The sequence below is a fragment of the Arthrobacter sp. TJ-266 genome, assembly GCF_058269115.1.
The window spans coordinates 909,491-925,692 of record NZ_JBZCNC010000001.1; the positions used below are offsets into that span (position 1 = coordinate 909,491).

At 72.0% G+C, this 16,202-nt stretch carries 14 protein-coding genes; 7 read left to right on the plus strand and 7 right to left on the minus strand.

The window, feature by feature from the left end:
• Nucleotides 1–15: 15 nt before the first annotated feature.
• The 4 genes from AC4D12_RS04570 to AC4D12_RS04585 all read left to right on the plus strand — a co-directional run bounded on the left by AC4D12_RS04570 (nt 16) and on the right by AC4D12_RS04585 (nt 3,897).
• Nucleotides 16–1,242, plus strand: a complete 1,227-nt coding sequence (locus AC4D12_RS04570) for a cysteine desulfurase family protein (RefSeq protein ID WP_490948706.1) — start codon at nt 16–18, stop codon at nt 1,240–1,242.
• A complete protein-coding gene (gene mnmA / locus AC4D12_RS04575) occupies nt 1,239–2,408 on the plus strand; it encodes a tRNA 2-thiouridine(34) synthase MnmA (RefSeq protein WP_490948707.1) in 1,170 nt (389 codons plus the stop codon). Before AC4D12_RS04570 ends, mnmA begins: the two co-directional genes overlap by 4 nt.
• A 72-nt stretch (nt 2,409–2,480) precedes the next feature.
• Nucleotides 2,481–2,873, plus strand: coding sequence for a chorismate mutase (locus AC4D12_RS04580; RefSeq protein WP_490948708.1), 393 nt, complete (start codon nt 2,481–2,483; stop codon nt 2,871–2,873).
• On the plus strand, nt 2,866–3,897 hold the full coding sequence (locus AC4D12_RS04585) for a uroporphyrinogen decarboxylase/cobalamine-independent methonine synthase family protein (RefSeq protein ID WP_490948709.1): 1,032 nt from the start codon (nt 2,866–2,868) through the stop codon (nt 3,895–3,897). Before AC4D12_RS04580 ends, AC4D12_RS04585 begins: the two co-directional genes overlap by 8 nt.
• Before the next feature lie 48 nt (nt 3,898–3,945).
• On the opposite strand, the gene AC4D12_RS04590 is transcribed toward AC4D12_RS04585, so the two are convergent.
• From AC4D12_RS04590 to AC4D12_RS04620, 7 genes are all read right to left on the minus strand, one after another.
• On the minus strand, nt 3,946–4,614 hold the full coding sequence (locus AC4D12_RS04590; protein WP_490948710.1) for a DUF4166 domain-containing protein: 669 nt from the start codon (nt 4,612–4,614) through the stop codon (nt 3,946–3,948).
• A complete protein-coding gene (locus tag AC4D12_RS04595) occupies nt 4,611–5,594 on the minus strand; it encodes a phosphotransferase family protein (RefSeq protein WP_490948711.1) in 984 nt (327 codons plus the stop codon). The genes AC4D12_RS04590 and AC4D12_RS04595 overlap by 4 nt, the downstream gene beginning before the upstream one ends.
• Nucleotides 5,591–6,883, minus strand: coding sequence for a DUF58 domain-containing protein (locus AC4D12_RS04600; RefSeq protein WP_490948712.1), 1,293 nt, complete (start codon nt 6,881–6,883; stop codon nt 5,591–5,593). The genes AC4D12_RS04595 and AC4D12_RS04600 overlap by 4 nt, the downstream gene beginning before the upstream one ends.
• Nucleotides 6,884–7,031: 148 nt before the next feature.
• Nucleotides 7,032–8,267: an AAA family ATPase gene (locus tag AC4D12_RS04605; RefSeq protein ID WP_490948713.1), complete on the minus strand. Its 1,236-nt coding sequence runs from the start codon at nt 8,265–8,267 to the stop codon at nt 7,032–7,034.
• Nucleotides 8,264–9,565: a DUF4350 domain-containing protein gene (locus AC4D12_RS04610; protein ID WP_490948714.1), complete on the minus strand. Its 1,302-nt coding sequence runs from the start codon at nt 9,563–9,565 to the stop codon at nt 8,264–8,266. Before AC4D12_RS04610 ends, AC4D12_RS04605 begins: the two co-directional genes overlap by 4 nt.
• Nucleotides 9,562–10,224 (minus strand): DUF4129 domain-containing protein, encoded by a 663-nt coding sequence (locus AC4D12_RS04615; RefSeq protein WP_490948784.1) that lies wholly within the window; start codon nt 10,222–10,224, stop codon nt 9,562–9,564. Before AC4D12_RS04615 ends, AC4D12_RS04610 begins: the two co-directional genes overlap by 4 nt.
• A 46-nt stretch (nt 10,225–10,270) precedes the next feature.
• Nucleotides 10,271–11,662, minus strand: coding sequence for a DUF7847 domain-containing protein (locus AC4D12_RS04620; RefSeq protein WP_490948715.1), 1,392 nt, complete (start codon nt 11,660–11,662; stop codon nt 10,271–10,273).
• Nucleotides 11,663–11,851: 189 nt separating this feature from the next.
• Here AC4D12_RS04620 and mtrA point away from each other — a divergent pair, with 189 nt between their 5' ends.
• The 3 genes from mtrA to AC4D12_RS04635 are packed head-to-tail and all read left to right on the plus strand — an operon-like array spanning nt 11,852 to nt 16,156.
• The gene (gene mtrA, locus AC4D12_RS04625; protein WP_490948716.1) at nt 11,852–12,529 is read left to right on the plus strand and encodes an MtrAB system response regulator MtrA; all 678 of its coding nucleotides are present in this window, start codon (nt 11,852–11,854) and stop codon (nt 12,527–12,529) included.
• The gene (mtrB, locus tag AC4D12_RS04630; protein ID WP_490948717.1) at nt 12,501–14,408 is read left to right on the plus strand and encodes an MtrAB system histidine kinase MtrB; all 1,908 of its coding nucleotides are present in this window, start codon (nt 12,501–12,503) and stop codon (nt 14,406–14,408) included. Before mtrA ends, mtrB begins: the two co-directional genes overlap by 29 nt.
• Nucleotides 14,405–16,156, plus strand: a complete 1,752-nt coding sequence (locus tag AC4D12_RS04635; protein WP_490948718.1) for an LpqB family beta-propeller domain-containing protein — start codon at nt 14,405–14,407, stop codon at nt 16,154–16,156. The genes mtrB and AC4D12_RS04635 overlap by 4 nt, the downstream gene beginning before the upstream one ends.
• The last annotated feature ends 46 nt before the right edge of the window (nt 16,157–16,202 follow it).

A 16,202-nucleotide genomic window follows, 5' to 3' on the forward strand; every position in this document is an offset into this window, starting at 1 on the left:
CGGTAGTCTTGGACCATGCCCGTGTACGTCGATCACGCGGCGACCACGCCGATCTCGGCGCCCGCGCTCGCCGCCCTCACCCACGAACTCAGCCGCAGCGGTAACCCGTCCTCCCTGCACGGCTCGGGCCGCCGTGCCCGGCGCTCCGTCGAGGACGCCCGCGAGACCCTCGCAGCGGCAGCCGGTGCGCACGCGTCGGAGGTGATCTTCACGTCCGGGGGCACCGAGGCGGACAACCTCGCCCTGAAGGGCCTCTACTGGGCGCGGCGCGCGGACGATGCCACCCGTACGCGCATCATCTGCAGCTCGATCGAACACCACGCCGTGCAGGACACCGTGGAGTGGCTCGAGCGCCACGAGGGTGCGGAGGTCGTCTGGCTGCCCGTCGACGCCGCCGGTGTGGTGTCCCTCGACGCGCTGCGTACCGCGCTCGCCGACGCCCCGGAACGCACGGCCCTCGTGACCGTGATGTGGGCCAACAACGAGGTGGGGACGGTGCAGCCCGTACGCGTCGTCGTCGAGGAGGCCGCCCGGTACGGCGTCCCCGTCCACAGCGACGCCGTCCAGGCGTTCGGGTCCCTTCCCGTCTCCTTCCGCGAGTCGGGTCTCGCGACCATGGCCGTCAGCGCCCACAAGATCGGCGGGCCCGTGGGAGTAGGAGCGCTCCTCGTCCGCCGCGATGTCACGCTCACTCCCACGCAGCACGGCGGCGGACAGGAGAGGGACATCCGCTCGGGCACGCTGGACGGCGCGGGCATCGCGGCCTTCGCGGCGGCGGCCGACGACGTCGTCGCGCACCTCGCCGTCGAGGCACCACGCCTCTCAGGCCTCCGCGACAGGCTGATCGAGGGCATCCTGCAGGAGGTGCCCGACGCCGTCCTCCGGGGTGTGGCGCATCCGGCACCCGAGGGCGCGCGACTGCCGGGCAACGCCCACTTCACCTTCCCCGGCTGCGAGGGCGACTCGCTCCTGTTCCTCCTGGACCTCGCGGGGATCGAGTCCAGCACGGGCTCGGCGTGCACCGCCGGGGTCCCGCGGCCCTCGCACGTGCTGCTCGCCATGGGTCTCACGGAGGAGGAGGCACGCGGTGCGCAGCGCTTCAGCCTCGGACACACCTCCACCGATCGGGACGTCGACGCCGTGGTCGCAGCCATCGGCGAGGCGTACGCGCGAGCCCGAAAGGCCGGCATGGCCGGGCACGCATCGACCATCCAGACGGCAGGAACGGGTTTTTCATCATGAGGGTACTGGCAGCGATGAGTGGCGGCGTCGATTCCGCCGTGGCGGCGGCACGCGCCGTCGAGGCCGGGCACGACGTCGTCGGGGTGCACCTCGCCCTGTCCCGCATGCCCGGCACGCTGCGCACCGGCAGCCGTGGCTGCTGCACCATCGAGGACTCGCGGGACGCCTGGCGCGCCTGCGACATCCTCGGGATCCCCTACTACGTGTGGGACTTCTCCAAGCGGTTCAAGGAGGACGTCGTGGACGACTTCGTGGCCGAGTACGCCGCGGGCCGCACCCCGAACCCCTGCATGCGCTGCAACGAGCGCATCAAATTCGCCGCCCTGCTCGAGAAGGCACTGGCCCTCGGGTTCGACGCCGTCTGCACCGGCCACTACGCGAAGGTCCTCGAGGACGCCGACGGGAACCCCGAACTGCACCGCGCCGCGGACTGGGCGAAGGACCAGTCCTACGTGCTCGGCGTCCTCACGCACGAGCAGCTCAGGCACTCCATGTTCCCGCTGGCCGAGACGCCCTCGAAGGCCGAGGTCCGCGCCGAGGCCGAGCGGCGCGGGCTTTCCGTGGCGAACAAGCCCGACAGCCACGACATCTGCTTCATCCCCGACGGCGACACCCGCGGCTGGCTGGAGGAGCGCATCGACATGACCGAGGGGGACATACTCGACGTGGACGGGGAGAAGATCGGCAGCCACCCCGGCGCCAACGCCTTCACCGTCGGCCAGCGGCGCGGGCTCAAGCTCGGCACCCCGGCCGCGGACGGCAAGCCCCGCTTCGTCCTCGAGATCCGTCCGAAGCAGAACGAGGTGATCGTGGGGCCTGAGCATCTGCTCGCGATCGACGAGATGAAGGGCACCAAGCTCTCCTGGGCGGGCCTGCCGATCACCGAAGTGGCGACCGGCGAGGAGTTCGACTGCATGGCCCAGGTGCGCGCGCACGGTGATCCGGTCGCCGCCCGTGCACGGGTGGAGGAGTCCGACGGCGCCCGGCAGCTCGTCGTGCGGCTGGTCGAGCCGATGCGGGGTGTCGCCCCCGGCCAGACGGTGGTGCTGTACCAGGGCACGCGCGTGCTCGGGCAGGCCACCATCGACTCCGCACGCTCCGCCCTGCGCCCCGAGGTGGCCGCCGTGGAGGCAGTCTCCGCCGGGGGCCCGCAGAGCAGGACCTAGGTTCCGTCCGCCGTCGACCCGCGCGCCCGTCGCAGTTCACGGCGGCCGTCCGACGTCTGCTTGACTGGAGGAATGACGCATCCACGCAGCGGTTTCGATCCGGCGGCCAGCTCGCTCGCGGGAGACGTGGCACCTGAGGTCATGACGGAGCTGCTGTCCGTCCGTAGCTCGATCGACAACATCGACGCCACGCTCGTCTACCTGCTCGCCGAACGTTTCAAGGCGACACAGCGGGTGGGTCACCTCAAGGCGGAACACGATCTCCCGGCCGGGGACCCGCAGCGTGAAGCTGCGCAGATCGCCCGGCTGCGGACGCTCGCCGAGGAGGCGCAGCTCGACCCGGCCTTCGCCGAGAAGTTTTTGAACTTCATCATCTCCGAGGTGATCCGCCACCATCAGGCCATCTCCGAGAACCGCAAGCCGGGCTCCGGAGAAGCACCCAGGAGCGCCGGACCGCATGAGTGAGGCGCAGGATCTGCCGACCGTCGGCGCCACCGCGGCGGGGGACTGGCCGGGCACGGACCCCTACGAGGCCCACCGTGCAGTGCGGGGAGAACTCGGCGGCGTCAACCTCCCGTTCCTCCCGTCACTGCCCGCCCGCGGACCGGGCAGCGACGCCGTGGGCCGCACCCTCGGTGTGCTCGTGGAAATGCCGTTCGATCTGCAACCCCACGGCTGGCGGCTCGTGCAGCGGCCCGGCAAGGACCAGCGGCGGGCGGAGTCCGCGCTGTCCTCCGACATCAACGCACTCGGCGACGTGGCCGGCGCCGAGGAGAGCCCGGCCGGCCGGCTGAAGCTGCCTCTGTGCGGGCCCCTGACCCTGGCTGCCGCGGTCTCGCTGCACGGCGGCGAACGCGTCCTCGTGGATCACGGGGCCCGGCGCGAGCTCTACGCCTCGCTGGCCGTGGGGGCGGCCGACCTGGTGGGTCGCGTCTCCTCGGTGGCCCGTGGAGCGGGGATCACGGTGCAGCTCGACGAACCCTCGGCGGAGCAGATCCTCACCGGGCGCGTCCCGACGGCGAGCGGCTACCGCACACTCCGAGCAGTCGATCGGCGCGAGGCCACCGAGGCGTGGGACCTCGTGACCGCCTCCGTGATGGCGGCCGGTGCGACCGGCACGGTCCTGGTTCCCGGGGCGGGCGACACGGCGTTCGAGGCGGCCCGCGCGACGTCGGACCCGGTGCTGTCCCTCGGGCTGCCCGACATCACGGACGCGCGCTGGGAGTCGCTGGCGGAGGACGTGGAATCCGGCCGGCGGCTTGTCCTCGCGGTCCTCGACCCCACGGGGGCGCTCCCGCAGGTGACGGCTCTCGCGGAATCGGTCCTCTCCGCCTGGCGGCGGGTCGGCCTACCGGTCGGTGCCCTGGCGCACCTCACCATCACCACCACCCCCGGACTGGCGGCGACGTCCCCGACCGAGGCCGTGCGCGTGCTCACCCGACTCGCGCAGGTCGCCGACGCGCTGGACCAGGTCCGGACGGACGGCTGACCGGCCTGACGACCGGCGGCCTGACGACCGGCGGATCAGACCCGCGGATCAGACCCGCTGCTCGAAACGGCGAGGGGTCGCGTCCGCCGGGAGGACGCCGTCGAACTCCTCGAGCTCGTACCGGAACGTCCCCGCGTACACGAGCAGCGTGCCGAGCTGGCGATGCACCACGTTGGTCGAGATGCGGAAGGCCTCGGCGTCGTCGTCCCACCACTGCTCCACGTACGCCAGGGCGCCCAGGGCGTCGGGTACGGGAAGGGTGAGCCCCGCGAACACGCGCGTCTGCGACGACAGCATCCGCATCCGTCCGCTCTCGGTCGCCGTGCAGGTCAGGAGCGTGGCCATCCGGCGGTGCCGGCCGACGTAGTCCGTCAGCACGCCGTCCTGCAGCGACGTGGTGTCCTCGAAGACGCGCAGCGCGGTCCCGAAGTCCAGTTCGCGGCGCGCCGTCAGGGCGGGCCGGCCGAAGGGGTCCACGTGCGGGTAGTTCCTGATCTCGAACGGGACGTCCGTGTTGTACTCCGGGAAGAACGCATTCTCGAGGGCCGTGAGCCGGAAGGCGGGCCGGGCGAACCATGCGGGGCACCCGGCGACGTCGAACACCCCGCGGCCATGGCCGGACAGACCGCTGTCGGCGTGGAGGCCGAAGTACTCGCGGAGTTCGGGTTGCAGACGCCCGAACTCCGTGCCCATCGCCTGCTGGTAGATCGAAGTCATGCCGCCCACTTCCGTCGCTCGGACAACCAGTCAATCATGATGCGCGCCGTGAACCGGGCGTGCCCCCGGAGGGCCGGGCTGTGGGGGACCTCCGCGGACGCACCGCTGGTCACCATGTAGGCGGCAAGGACGGCGAGCCAGGAGTCCACCGCCTCGGGGTCGGCGTCGCAGGAGAGCCGTGAGGCGCGGAGCAGATCCTCGGCGGGCAGTCCGTCATGGCGCAGGTAGGCCAGCAGCCCCACCCAGTCGGACCAGGCGGGGCCACGCGTCACGAAGTTCCAGTCGCACACCACGGCGCGTCCCGACCGGCGCTCGATCATCAGGTTGTCCGGCCGCAGGTCGTTGTGGACCACCCGAGAGCCTGCGAGTCGAGTGGGCGCGGCCCGGAGGAGCCCCTCGAGATCGCGCACTGCGCCCGGTGTGAGCAGGGGAAGGAACTGGGTACCCGAGGCATCCTCGGAGGATCGCCGGAACGTGCCGAGCAGGTTCTCGTCATCGACCAGTCCGTCGGTTAACGAGCCGCGCACCATGGGTGCCGGCAGACCGTCGAGGCCGGCGCTCAGCTCGACGAGGCTCGCCTGGACGGCATCGGCCTGCGTGCGGGTCCAGGGCCCACCGGGCATGTGCCCGTCGATGTGCTCGAGCACGAGGACGACCCACCGGACTCCGGGGCCGGCCTCGAGGTGCACGCTGTCCAGGAGGCGGGGTACCGGAAGGCCCTCGGGCATGACCGCGAGTACCTCGGCCTCGCGGACGGAGGCGGGGTAGGCGAACGGCTCCGTGCTCGGTGCCGCCTTGACGAACACGGTGCGGTCTCCGCGGCGGATCCCGGCTGCGAAGCCCGGGGTGAAATTTCCGCCGGCCGACCGCACGGCCTCGGGTCGGCCGCCCACGGCGTTCGCGACGGCTGACCGGACCCCGGGCGGGAGGCCCGGGTACGGCGGCCTGCGCGCCGTCGAGGTGTAGTCGAAGCCCGTCACAGCCGGCCGGCGGCCTTGAGCCTGATGTAGGTGTCCGCGAGCAGGGGCGGGAGGTCGGCGGGAACGGCGTCCACGACCTCCGCGCCGAGCAGCCTGATCTGGTCGGCGATGGCGGCGCGGTCCAGGAGGGCTCGCTCGGCCGCGGCGGCGCGGAAGGTGGCCGCCGCCGTCGACCGGTCGGCACGCAGCTCTTCGAGCTTCGGGTCGAGGACGGACGCCACGACGACGACGTGCCGTTCGGTGAGTCCCGGGAGCGCGGGCAGGAGGCCCTCCTCCGCGGCGCCCGAATCCAGCGAGGTCAGCAACACGACGAGCGAACGATGCGCCGACGCGGCCCGCACCTGCGCGGGCACACGGGACCAGTCCGCCTCGATCAGCTCGGCGTCGAGCGGTGCCATCGCGGTGACCAGGGAGCTGAGGAGGTTCCCTTTCGCGGTGGAATCGACGCGCGCCCGCAGCCTCCGGTCGAAGGCGAGGAAATGCACCTTGTCGCCGCCGCGCTCGGCCAGGACCGCGAGGAGCAGGGCGGCTTCGATCCCCGTGTCGAGGCGGGGTTCGTCCAGGACGCGTGCCGCGGAGGTGCGGGAGGTGTCGAGGACGATCACCACGCGCCGATCGCGCTCCGGCCGCCAGGTCCGCACCACGGTGTCCCTCCGGCGCGCGGTCGCCCGCCAGTCGATCGAGCGGACGTCGTCGCCCCGCACGTAGTCGCGGAGTGAGTCGAACTCCGTACCGGAACCGCGGATCTGCACGGCGGACTGGCCGTCGAGCTCCCTGAGGCGGCGCAGCTTGGACGGCAGATGCCGCTTGGAGTTGAAGGGTGGCAGCACGCGCAGCACCCCCGGCGCGCCAAGGCTCACCTGCCGTGCGGCGAGCCCGAGCGGGCCTGCACTGCGGATCGTCACGGTGTCCACGCGGCGGATCCCGCGCCGCGTGGGGCGCAGGGACACGGCGATGCGCCGGGACTCACCGGGCGGGACACGGAGGGTCTGCTCGGGGTCGGCGGCACCGGCGGAGGGCTGCCATGCCTCGCGGACGGTCGCCCGGAGCGGGCGCGGGGAATCGTTCCGGACCACGAGCGTGCTGCGGCAGTCCTCGCCGAGACGGACGCTCGCGGGCAGCGTGCGGGTGACGCCGACGCGCCGCGGGGAGGCCGCGAGGGCGAGGTCGACGCCGACCGCCGCGGCCAGCAGCAGGGCCCAGAGCAGCGCCGACGTGGCGCCCGGGTACACGATGACGGGCACGACGCCGAGCAGCGCCAGCAGGACCAGGCGTCCGGTGATCACCACGGGTGCTCCTCTCGTGCCCGCCCGTGGGAGGCGGCCGGGCGATGTCGCGTGGACACGGGGCGGGGCTCAGCGAGGTCGGCGCCGCACCGCGGTGGTCGGGCCGACGTCGCCGACGTGGCCGAGGTGGTCGATGGACCGGACATGCCGGTCACCTGGGAACGGGCACCGTCCCGAGGATCCCCACCAGGACGTCGTCCACGTTCACCCCGTCCATCTGCGCCTCGGGCCGCAGGGCCACACGGTGCCGGAGCGCCGGCAGCGTCAGGGCCTTGACGTCGTCGGGCGTCACGAAGGACCGACCCGAGAGCCACGCCCAGGCGCGTGACGTGTTGAGCAGCGCGGTGGCCCCGCGAGGGGACACGCCCAGCTGGAACGACGGCGACGTGCGCGTGGCCCGGACCACGTCCACGATGTAGGCGAGGACCTCGGGTGCGATCGCGACGCGCGCGACCGCGGCGCGGGCACGTTCGACGTCCTCGACGCCGGCCACGGCCCTGACACCCGCCCCGGCGAGGTTGCGGGGGTCGAAGCCGACGCTGTGGCGGCGGATCACCTCGATCTCGTCCTCCCTCCCGGGCAGGGGGAGGGTCAATTTCAGGAGGAATCGGTCGAGCTGCGCCTCGGGTAGCGGGTACGTGCCCTCGTACTCCACCGGATTCTGGGTCGCCGCGACGATGAAGGGGCGGGGCAGGGGCCGGGACACGCCGTCCACGGAGACCTGCCGCTCCTCCATGGCCTCGAGGAGGGAGGCCTGTGTCTTCGGCGGCGTGCGGTTGATCTCGTCGGCGAGCAGGATGTTCGTGAACACCGGCCCCTCGCGGAAGGTGAACTCGGCCGTCTTCGACTCGTAGATGAGCGATCCGGTGATGTCGCCCGGCATGAGGTCGGGTGTGAACTGGACCCGCTTCGTGTCCAGGCTCAGTGCTGTCGCCAGGGTGCGGACGAGGAGGGTCTTCGCAACACCGGGCACGCCCTCGAGCAGCACGTGCCCGTCGGCGAGCAGCCCGATCAGGAGCCCCGTCACCGCGGCGTCCTGACCCACGATCGACTTGCCGACCTCCGTTCGCACCCGCAGCAGGGCCGCCCTGGCCGACGCGGCGTCCTCCGCCGCTCGACCATCGAGCACACCGGCCGACGGCGCGGCAGAGGAGGCGGAGGGTGCGGCAGGCGGTGCGGCAGGCGGTGCGGCAGGCGACGTTGCAGGCGGCGCTGACCGCGGGGTCGCCTGCCCCGTCCAGCCGTCGCGGGAGGCTTCGTGGGCGCCGCCTCCGGACGTGGGCCACGCGCCCCGGCCCGCCGGTGCGCCCGTCGGTGCGCCCGTCGGCCCGGTCGCAGATTCGGTGGGCGCCGCGCGCTCGTCCTGCCGGTCGTCGAAGTGACTCATGATGACGTGATCTCCTTCTCGAGGTCGAGGATGTCCTGTGCCCAGAGCACAAGCTCGCGGTTCGTGGTCGGTGTGCGCTCGAGGAACTGTCGCTCGAGGTCGGATTGCGGGCGTCCGGTGTGTCGGGCCGCGGCCTCCAGGACCTCGACCGGCGACGCCGACCGGTCCACCCGGAGGCGACGCGCCATGCGGGCGAGACCCGCGGCCCTGAGGTTGGCCGCGGCATGGGCCACGGAGCGGGAGTCCTGGTACAGCCGCGCACGGCCCTCGGCGGTCTCCGCCGCACGCACGACCACGGGAAGGGGCTCGGTCGCGAGCGGTCCGAGGCGCCGCCCGCGCCACACCATGGCCAGGACGGCGCAGGCGAGGAGCCAGACGAGCAGGGTGTTCACCCACCCGGGCAGCAGCGTCAACGGGTCCACGCCCTCCCCGGTGGACACCACGTCGGCGCCCGTCGGCTCGTACCAGACCAGAGTGGGCGACGAGCCGAGGATCCGCAGGGCGAGGGCCGCGTTGCCGGCCTCGTCGATGGACTCGTTGGAGAGGATGGACGGCGCCCCGAGGATCGCGACGCTGCCGTCCTCGTCCGTCACATACAGGCCGCCGGTGGTGTCCTCGGCCGTGGTGTCGTCGATCGTGGCCGGGAAGCACTCGACGTCACCCGAGTAGAGGATGCCCGTGGCAGGCACGGAGACCGCCGCCGTGGCATCGGCGTCCGGGCAATCGGCGGCGAGAGCCGGAGCGTCCCCGCCGATGTCGAGCGGCACGGGACCCACGACGCCGAAGTCGCTCGACAGCGTACTGAGTTGGCGCTCGCCGGGCGCCGCGAGGACGGCGCGGGCGGAGCTGTCCGTCAGCTCCTCCACCTGCGAGGCACTCAGGTACTGCGCGTCGTCGTTCAGGAAGAGCGTGGCGCCGGCACTGTCGAGCGCATCGAGGGCGTCCTCATAGGAAGAGACGCGGACGACGTCGATGCCTTGCGCCTCGAGCACCTGTGCGACCGCCCGGGCACCCGCGGGCGCCGCATTGCCGGGCGAGAGGGGCGCGCCGTCCTCCTCGTCCCCCGGAAGGAGATTGAGGATGATGACCACCGCGAGGACGAGCGCGCCGATCAGCAGGGGGATCGAGCGGCGGAGGCGTGCGCGCGCGGTCGCGCCGGCACTGCCGCCGTCGCCCATCACCTCGACGGACGTGCCCGAGGATGCGGAGCGGGACGTGTCCGTCGGAACGCGCGGTGCGCCACCGGTCTCCTCGTCCGGTGTCCCGGCGGGAGTCCTGGAGCCGACGGGTGAGCTCATCGGGGAGCCGCCGGCAGGGCCGACGACGCCGGGCGATCGCGCTCGGGCCGTTCCCCCGTGAGGCGCAGGTCGAGCTCGGCCGCGCGTCGGTGGTCGCCGGCGGAGGCTCGTCCGCTGCCGTAGTGCGTCTCGTTGAACACGTCCGCCAGCCGGGTGACGTCCCGAGCCGCGCCCGGGAAGGCGGATCCGAGGTGAAGACCGGCCTCCGTCGCCGTCCGGCCCGGCTGCTCGTCGATGATCACGCGTTCCTCCGCCCCGCGGATGATGGCGCGGAGCAGTTCGGCGACCGCCCCGTTCCAGTCGCCGGCAGCCGCGAGGGCGTCCGCGCGGGCGCGGTGCTCCCGAGCGGAGCGGCGCTCGTCGTCGTCGAACACCGCAGCCTCCTGCTTCCGGCCACGGGCGTTCAGGCGCGGCTTGATCAGCACGATCGCGACCACGATGACGAGCGCTGCGCCGACGGCGAGCACCACCGTGCCCGGCCCGGGTCCGAGGGCGCCGACGCCGTCCGCGAGCCGCGCGAGACTGCGGAGCACGTCGGCGATGATGCGCTCGAAGATGTTGGGCTGCGCCTCGACGTACCCGGACTTCCTCAGCTCCTCCTCGAGGAGCCGGCGTGCCTCGTCGGCGTCGGGGGCCAGCCGTGGGACCGAGGGGAGCATCACGGCGTCGACGGACAGGGTGTGTGCCCGGCTCGGTGGTGGCGCATCAGCGCGGCCCGCCCGTGCCGTGACCGAAGGAACTGGTGCCGCCGGGGAGCACGTCGGGACGTCCGGCCTGAGCCTGCTCGTGCTCCTTCATCAGGACGACGTCGAAACCCTCGCGCCGCATCCGCAGGTCCACGTACAGCAACGAGGTCACGCCCGACTGGAACGCGTAGCCGATGGCGGTGAACAGGGCCGTGATGGCCTGCGTCGCCGCGAGCAGGGGGAGGGAGTCCAGGGCGTCCGGCGTCGCGGACGTGCTGGTGCTGAACCCGAAGATGAGTGTCACCGCGAACGTGAGGGGCGCGGAGATCACCGATCCGATGATCGACACGATCAGGGCCGTGAGCAGCACGATGCCGAAGGTGCGCCACCAGTTGCCGCGCGTCAGGACCCAGGAGCGCTTGACCGCCGCTAGGGGGCCGCGCTGCTCGAGCATCAGTGCAGCCGGGGTGACGACCAGCTTCGTGGTCACCCAGACGAGGGCCGCGACGGCGCCGAGGACGAGGGGAACCACCAGGAAGGCCGAGTACTCCTCGAGGGCGTAGATGGCGAGTGCCGACAGACCGACGACCAGTCCGAAAGCCACCAGGCCGGCGAGGAAGGCGAGCACGCCGAACGCCAGGAGCGGCAGCAGGCGGCCGCGCGCCAGCCGCCAGGACTGCCCGAAGGTCGTCTTCTGATTGATGACGGCGCGCGCGATCGGGATCACGAGGATCCCCTGCAGGACCAGGAGGGCGACGGCGGAGAGGATGCCCGCGATCGCCGCGAACACACTGAAGCTCGCCACGGCGCCGACGAAGTCCCCGAAGGACGCGCTCTGGGACTCGAGGGCCTCGAAGGAGGACAGCACGTTGCCCAGCGCGAGGATCGTCACGAGGGTAACGACCGCCTGCAACAGGATGGCGTTGCCGAAGGTCGCGATCGGGTTCCTCCGGCAGGCCTGGAACGCGCCGTCGAGGATCTCGCCGAGACCCAGGGGACGCAAGGGGATGACCCCCGGCTTCGGCGGGGCCTGGTACTGGTTTCCCTGGTATTGGTTCCCCTGGTACTGCGCCGACTGGTGCTGAGGTGCCGGATACTGCGGCGCCCGGTACGGCCCTGATGCGGTGCCGCCCTGCCGGGGCGCATGCGCCTGCGGGCCGGTGGGCGGACCGGGCGGCCGCGCGGGGCCCTGCCACGGGGCCTGGGGGACTGGGGCCGCTGTTCCCTGGGGAGGGTGGCTCCCCTGCGCGAAGGTCGACGGCGCACCCCAGCCGGCCGCACCACCACCGGGTCCACCTGACGAGCCGCTGTCGGCCGGTGCGCCCGGGTTCGCCCACGGGTTGGCGGGCGTCGAGCCGTCGGGTGTGTCGCTGGGCCCCTCGCCCGGTCCGTCACTGCGCTGATCACTCATCGCGTCCCTCGCGTCCCCTCCGTCGCACCGAGGGGAGGCGTGGATCGGCGTCCCCTCCTGCATCATAGTGAGGCGTCGCACGGTTTCGGTCGGAAGAGGCCGCGCTGCGGACGTGCCGGCGCCGCCGCGGGCCGCGGCGCGCGCTCCCGGCGGTGGGACTTTGCGTGCCCGATACGACACTATGGGGGTATGAAGGCTCGCATACTGGTCATCGACGACGACGAGGCACTGTCCGAGATGATCGGGATCGTTCTCCGCAACGACGGATTCGATCCCGTGTTCTGCGCCGACGGCGCAGCCGCCCTCGGCGTCTTCCGTTCCAGCCATCCCGACCTCGTGCTGCTCGATCTCATGCTGCCGGGTCTGGACGGTATCGAGGTGTGCCGTCAGATCCGTGAGGAATCGGACCTCCCCATCGTGATGTTGACCGCGAAGTCGGACACGTCCGACGTCGTGCGCGGGCTCGAATCCGGGGCCGACGACTACGTGCCCAAGCCGTTCAAGCCCGCCGAGCTCGTGGCGCGCGTGCGTGCACGCCTGAGGCCCGCGGAGTCGAAGGCGCCGGAGACGCTCCGCATCGGCGAGGTGAGCATCGACGTCGCCGGTCACGAGGTGACGCGCTCGGGCCAGAAGGTCTCGCTCACGCCCCTCGAGTTCGACCTGCTCGTCGCGCTCGCCCGCAAGCCGTGGCAGGTGTTCACGCGGGAGTTGCTGCTCGAGCAGGTGTGGGGCTACCGGCACGCCGCGGACACACGCCTGGTCAACGTGCATGTCCAGAGGCTGCGCTCGAAGATCGAACGCGATCCCGAAGCCCCGGAGATCGTGCTGACGGTGCGCGGTGTCGGTTACAAGGCCGGACAGGGCTGACGCGGGGGGCGCCCACCACGGCGCTCCCGCTGTCTCCGCCCACGACCACGACGGCGCCGTCGACCACCGCACCGCCGTGGTTCGCGGCGGTGACGCCGATCGTCCGCACGACGACGTCGCGCCCGGCACCGGCGCGTTCCCCGCGGTTCAGGGGCCGGCCCTGCTCGCCGGTGGTGGGGCGTCCCCCGTGACCCCCGCGTCCGACGGGCGCTCGCGCGTCGCCCGCGCACGCAGGGTCGGCGAGGACATCGGTCGCCGCTGGCGCCGATCGCTGCAGTTCCGCACGGTGGTCGCCACCATGCTCCTGACCTCCGTGTCCTTCGTCGCGGTCGGCGGGTTCCTCTCGAACCAGATCGCCAACGCGCTGTACGAGGAGCGGTTCGACCAGTTCAGCGCCGAGGCGGGACGCGCCCTGATCTCGACGAAGGCCGTGTTCCGCGACTCGTCGGCCACGGACGCCGACACGACCAACCGCCTCGTGATCGACTCGGTGAACGCGCTCGTGGGCAACGAGACGGAGGCCCCCCGGCAGGCCATCCTGGTGCCCATGTCCGAGGGCGGGGGACTGCTGATCCCCACCACCGTGACGCAGCAGGGTGTCACCGACAGCATGCTCCCGCCCGAGTTGAAGGGCGCCGTGGAGTCCGGCCAGGACATCTACTGGGCGCCCACCGTTATCCCGGTGACGGAGGACGCGCAGCAGGACGCACCGGGTGTGGTGTTCGGCACGCAGGTGCAACTGCCGCCCGAGCGCACCGCGTACGGGTTGTACGTCTACTACGACCTCTCCTCGATGCAGGCCACGCTCGACGACATCCACCGCACACTCTGGCTCGTGGGCCTCGTGCTCCTGCTCGTCATCGGGGGGATCACCTGGTACGTGACCCGCAGCGTCGTGCGCCCGGTCAGTCACGCCGCGTCGGTGGCCGAGAAGCTCGCCTCCGGTCAGTTGCAGGAGCGCATGGAGGTGAGCGGGGAGGACGAGGTGGCCCGACTCGGGCTGTCCTTCAACCACATGGCCGGCAGCCTCCAGGACCAGATCACGCAACTCGCACAGCTCTCGCAGATGCAGCAGCGCTTCGTCTCCGACGTCTCGCACGAGCTGCGGACCCCGCTCACCACCGTCCGTATGGCCGCCGAGGTGCTGCACGACGCCCGGGAGGAGTTCAACCCGATCAACAAGCGATCGGCGGAGATCCTCTTCGACCAGGTGGAGCGGTTCCAGGCACTCCTCGCGGACCTCCTGGAGATCTCGCGGTTCGACGCCGGCGCAGCCACGCTCGAGGCCGAGCCGACGGATCTGGTGCAGCTGGTGCAGCATTCGATCGACGGGGCTGGACCGCTGGCCGATCGCCTCGGGTCCGAGCTCAGGATCATCACCGGTGAGTCGCGGTGCATCGTCGATGCGGATGCCCGCCGGATCGACCGTATCCTTCGCAACCTGATCGTCAACGCACTCGAGCACGCCGAAGGGGGGCCCGTGGACGTCCACATCGCCTGCAGTCCGGAGGCCGTCGCGGTGGCGGTCCGTGATCACGGGATCGGAATGGCAGGGGAAGAGGCCACCCGTGTGTTCGACAGGTTCTGGAGAGCTGATCCCGCGCGAGCCCGCACCACGGGCGGCAGCGGGCTGGGGCTGTCGATCGCCCTGGAGGACGCACGACTGCACGGCGCCTGGCTGGAGGCCTGGGGTACGCCGGGCGACGGCGCCTGCTTCCGCCTCACACTCCCTCGCCACGAGGGCGGCAACCTGACGGCGTCGCCGCTCGCCCTGCCGCCGTCGTCGATGGCGCCTGCCACCGAGTCCGGCCGCGTTGCGCCCGGGACGGAGTCGGTCCACACCGGCTCCACCCGCGTGACGCGGGAGGTCGAGCGATGACGTCGGCAGGGCGCGGGCGTCCCCGCGAGAATCCTCCGCGGCGCAGGCCTCGCGCGACGGTCGTCATCGCTGCCGTGCTCGCCCTCTGTCTGGTCTGGCTCACCGGCTGCTCGGCCATCCCCACCAAGGGTCCCGTGGGCGTCATCTCCGCCGCGCCGGGCGATCCCGACGCCGACGCGCCCGCCTTCTCGCCCGAGGGCCCGGCCCCCGGCGCGGCGCCCGAACTCGTCCTCCGCGGGTTCATCACGGCCGGCACGGGTGCAGGCGACGGGTACAGCGTCGCCCGGCAGTTCCTGACCAGGGAACTCGCCGAGAGCTGGAAACCCGAGGAGCGGATCGTCCTGTTCAGCAGCGAGCCGCGGGTGGAGCAGCGCGAGACCGAGGGCATCTTCCAGATCCAGCTGGAAACCACGGGGACGGTCGACGCGCGCGGTGTCCGGACCGACCTCCCGGTCCCGGTCGCCGAGACGCTCGGGGTCAGGATGGAGCAGGTGGACGGCCAGTGGCGTATCGCGGAGGTGCCCGACGGCATCATGCTCGCCCAGAGTGCCGCCCAGGAGCTCCTCATCTCCCACAGCCTCTACTTCTACAGCAGCAACTACCGGTACTGGGTGCCGGATGCCCGCTGGTTCGTGCGGAGGGCCGGCGTGGCGGCGCGGGTCGTGAGCACCATGCTCGCCGGCCCGGCGCCATACCTGCAGGGCTCGGTCACGAGTGCCTTCCCGGAGGGCGTCACGCTCGCACGCGACTCCGTGCCGATCACCTCGGGGACGGCGTCCGTGGAACTCTCGGCGGAGGTGCTGGACGGCGCCACCGACCTCGGGCTGCAGCAGATGAACCAGCAGCTGGAGGTCAATCTCACCGGGCTGAACGACGTCGCGACGGTCGAGATGTCCAGCGGGCAGCCGATCCAGCTGGGCGCGGACTCGCCCGAGCTGGTGGTGCCGCAACTCGCCCCGGACATCGGGGGCGAACAGGTGGCCATCGTCGACGGCGAACTCGTGCGGGTGCGTACCGGGGGGATCGCCCCCGTCGAGGGGCTGGCGTCCGTCGCGGCGCTCGATCCCAGGATGCCTGCCACCTCCCTCTCCGGCAGCGCCTACGCCTTCCTCTCCGGCGACCGCTCCTCCCTGTACGTCACGGCGCCGGGTAGCCAGGCCCGCGGGGTGGTGTCCGGGGGCTCGCTGACCCGTCCTTCCTTCGACCCCGAGAACTGGGTCTGGACGGGCAGGATCACGGAGGGCCGCAGCGAGGTCCTCGCCGTTCCGCCGGGCGGGTCCGAGGCCAACGCGGTCCTGGTCGCGGCTCCCTGGCTGGCCGACCGGCTGGTGAAGGAGGTACGTGTGTCCCGCGACGGTTCGCGCGTCCTCGTGGTCACCGAGCGCGACGGCGAGAGCGAACTGCTGATCTCGGGTATCACCCGCTCCGCCGAGGGTGCACCGCAGTCACTGACCACACCGCTCGCGCTGCGTACGGCCGGCGACGTCGATACCGCGGTCTGGGCAGGCCAGAGCACCATCGTGGCGTCCACCGTCGGCGCCGACGTCGAGGCCACGCCGGTGGTCCTGCAGCTGGACGGGACGCTGGAGTCGATGACCGAGCTCGACGGCGTGCTGTCGATCAGTGCGGGCTCCGACGCCGAGGACACCTTCTACGCGCAGGCAGGGTCCACCCTGTTCCGGCGCATCGGGAACAACAGCTGGCTGGACGTCGAGATCGACGTCCGCGACATCGCCTTCCCGGGCTGACGTCGTCCACATACGGGGGAGAGGACCGCTGCCGCCGTCGAGCCGG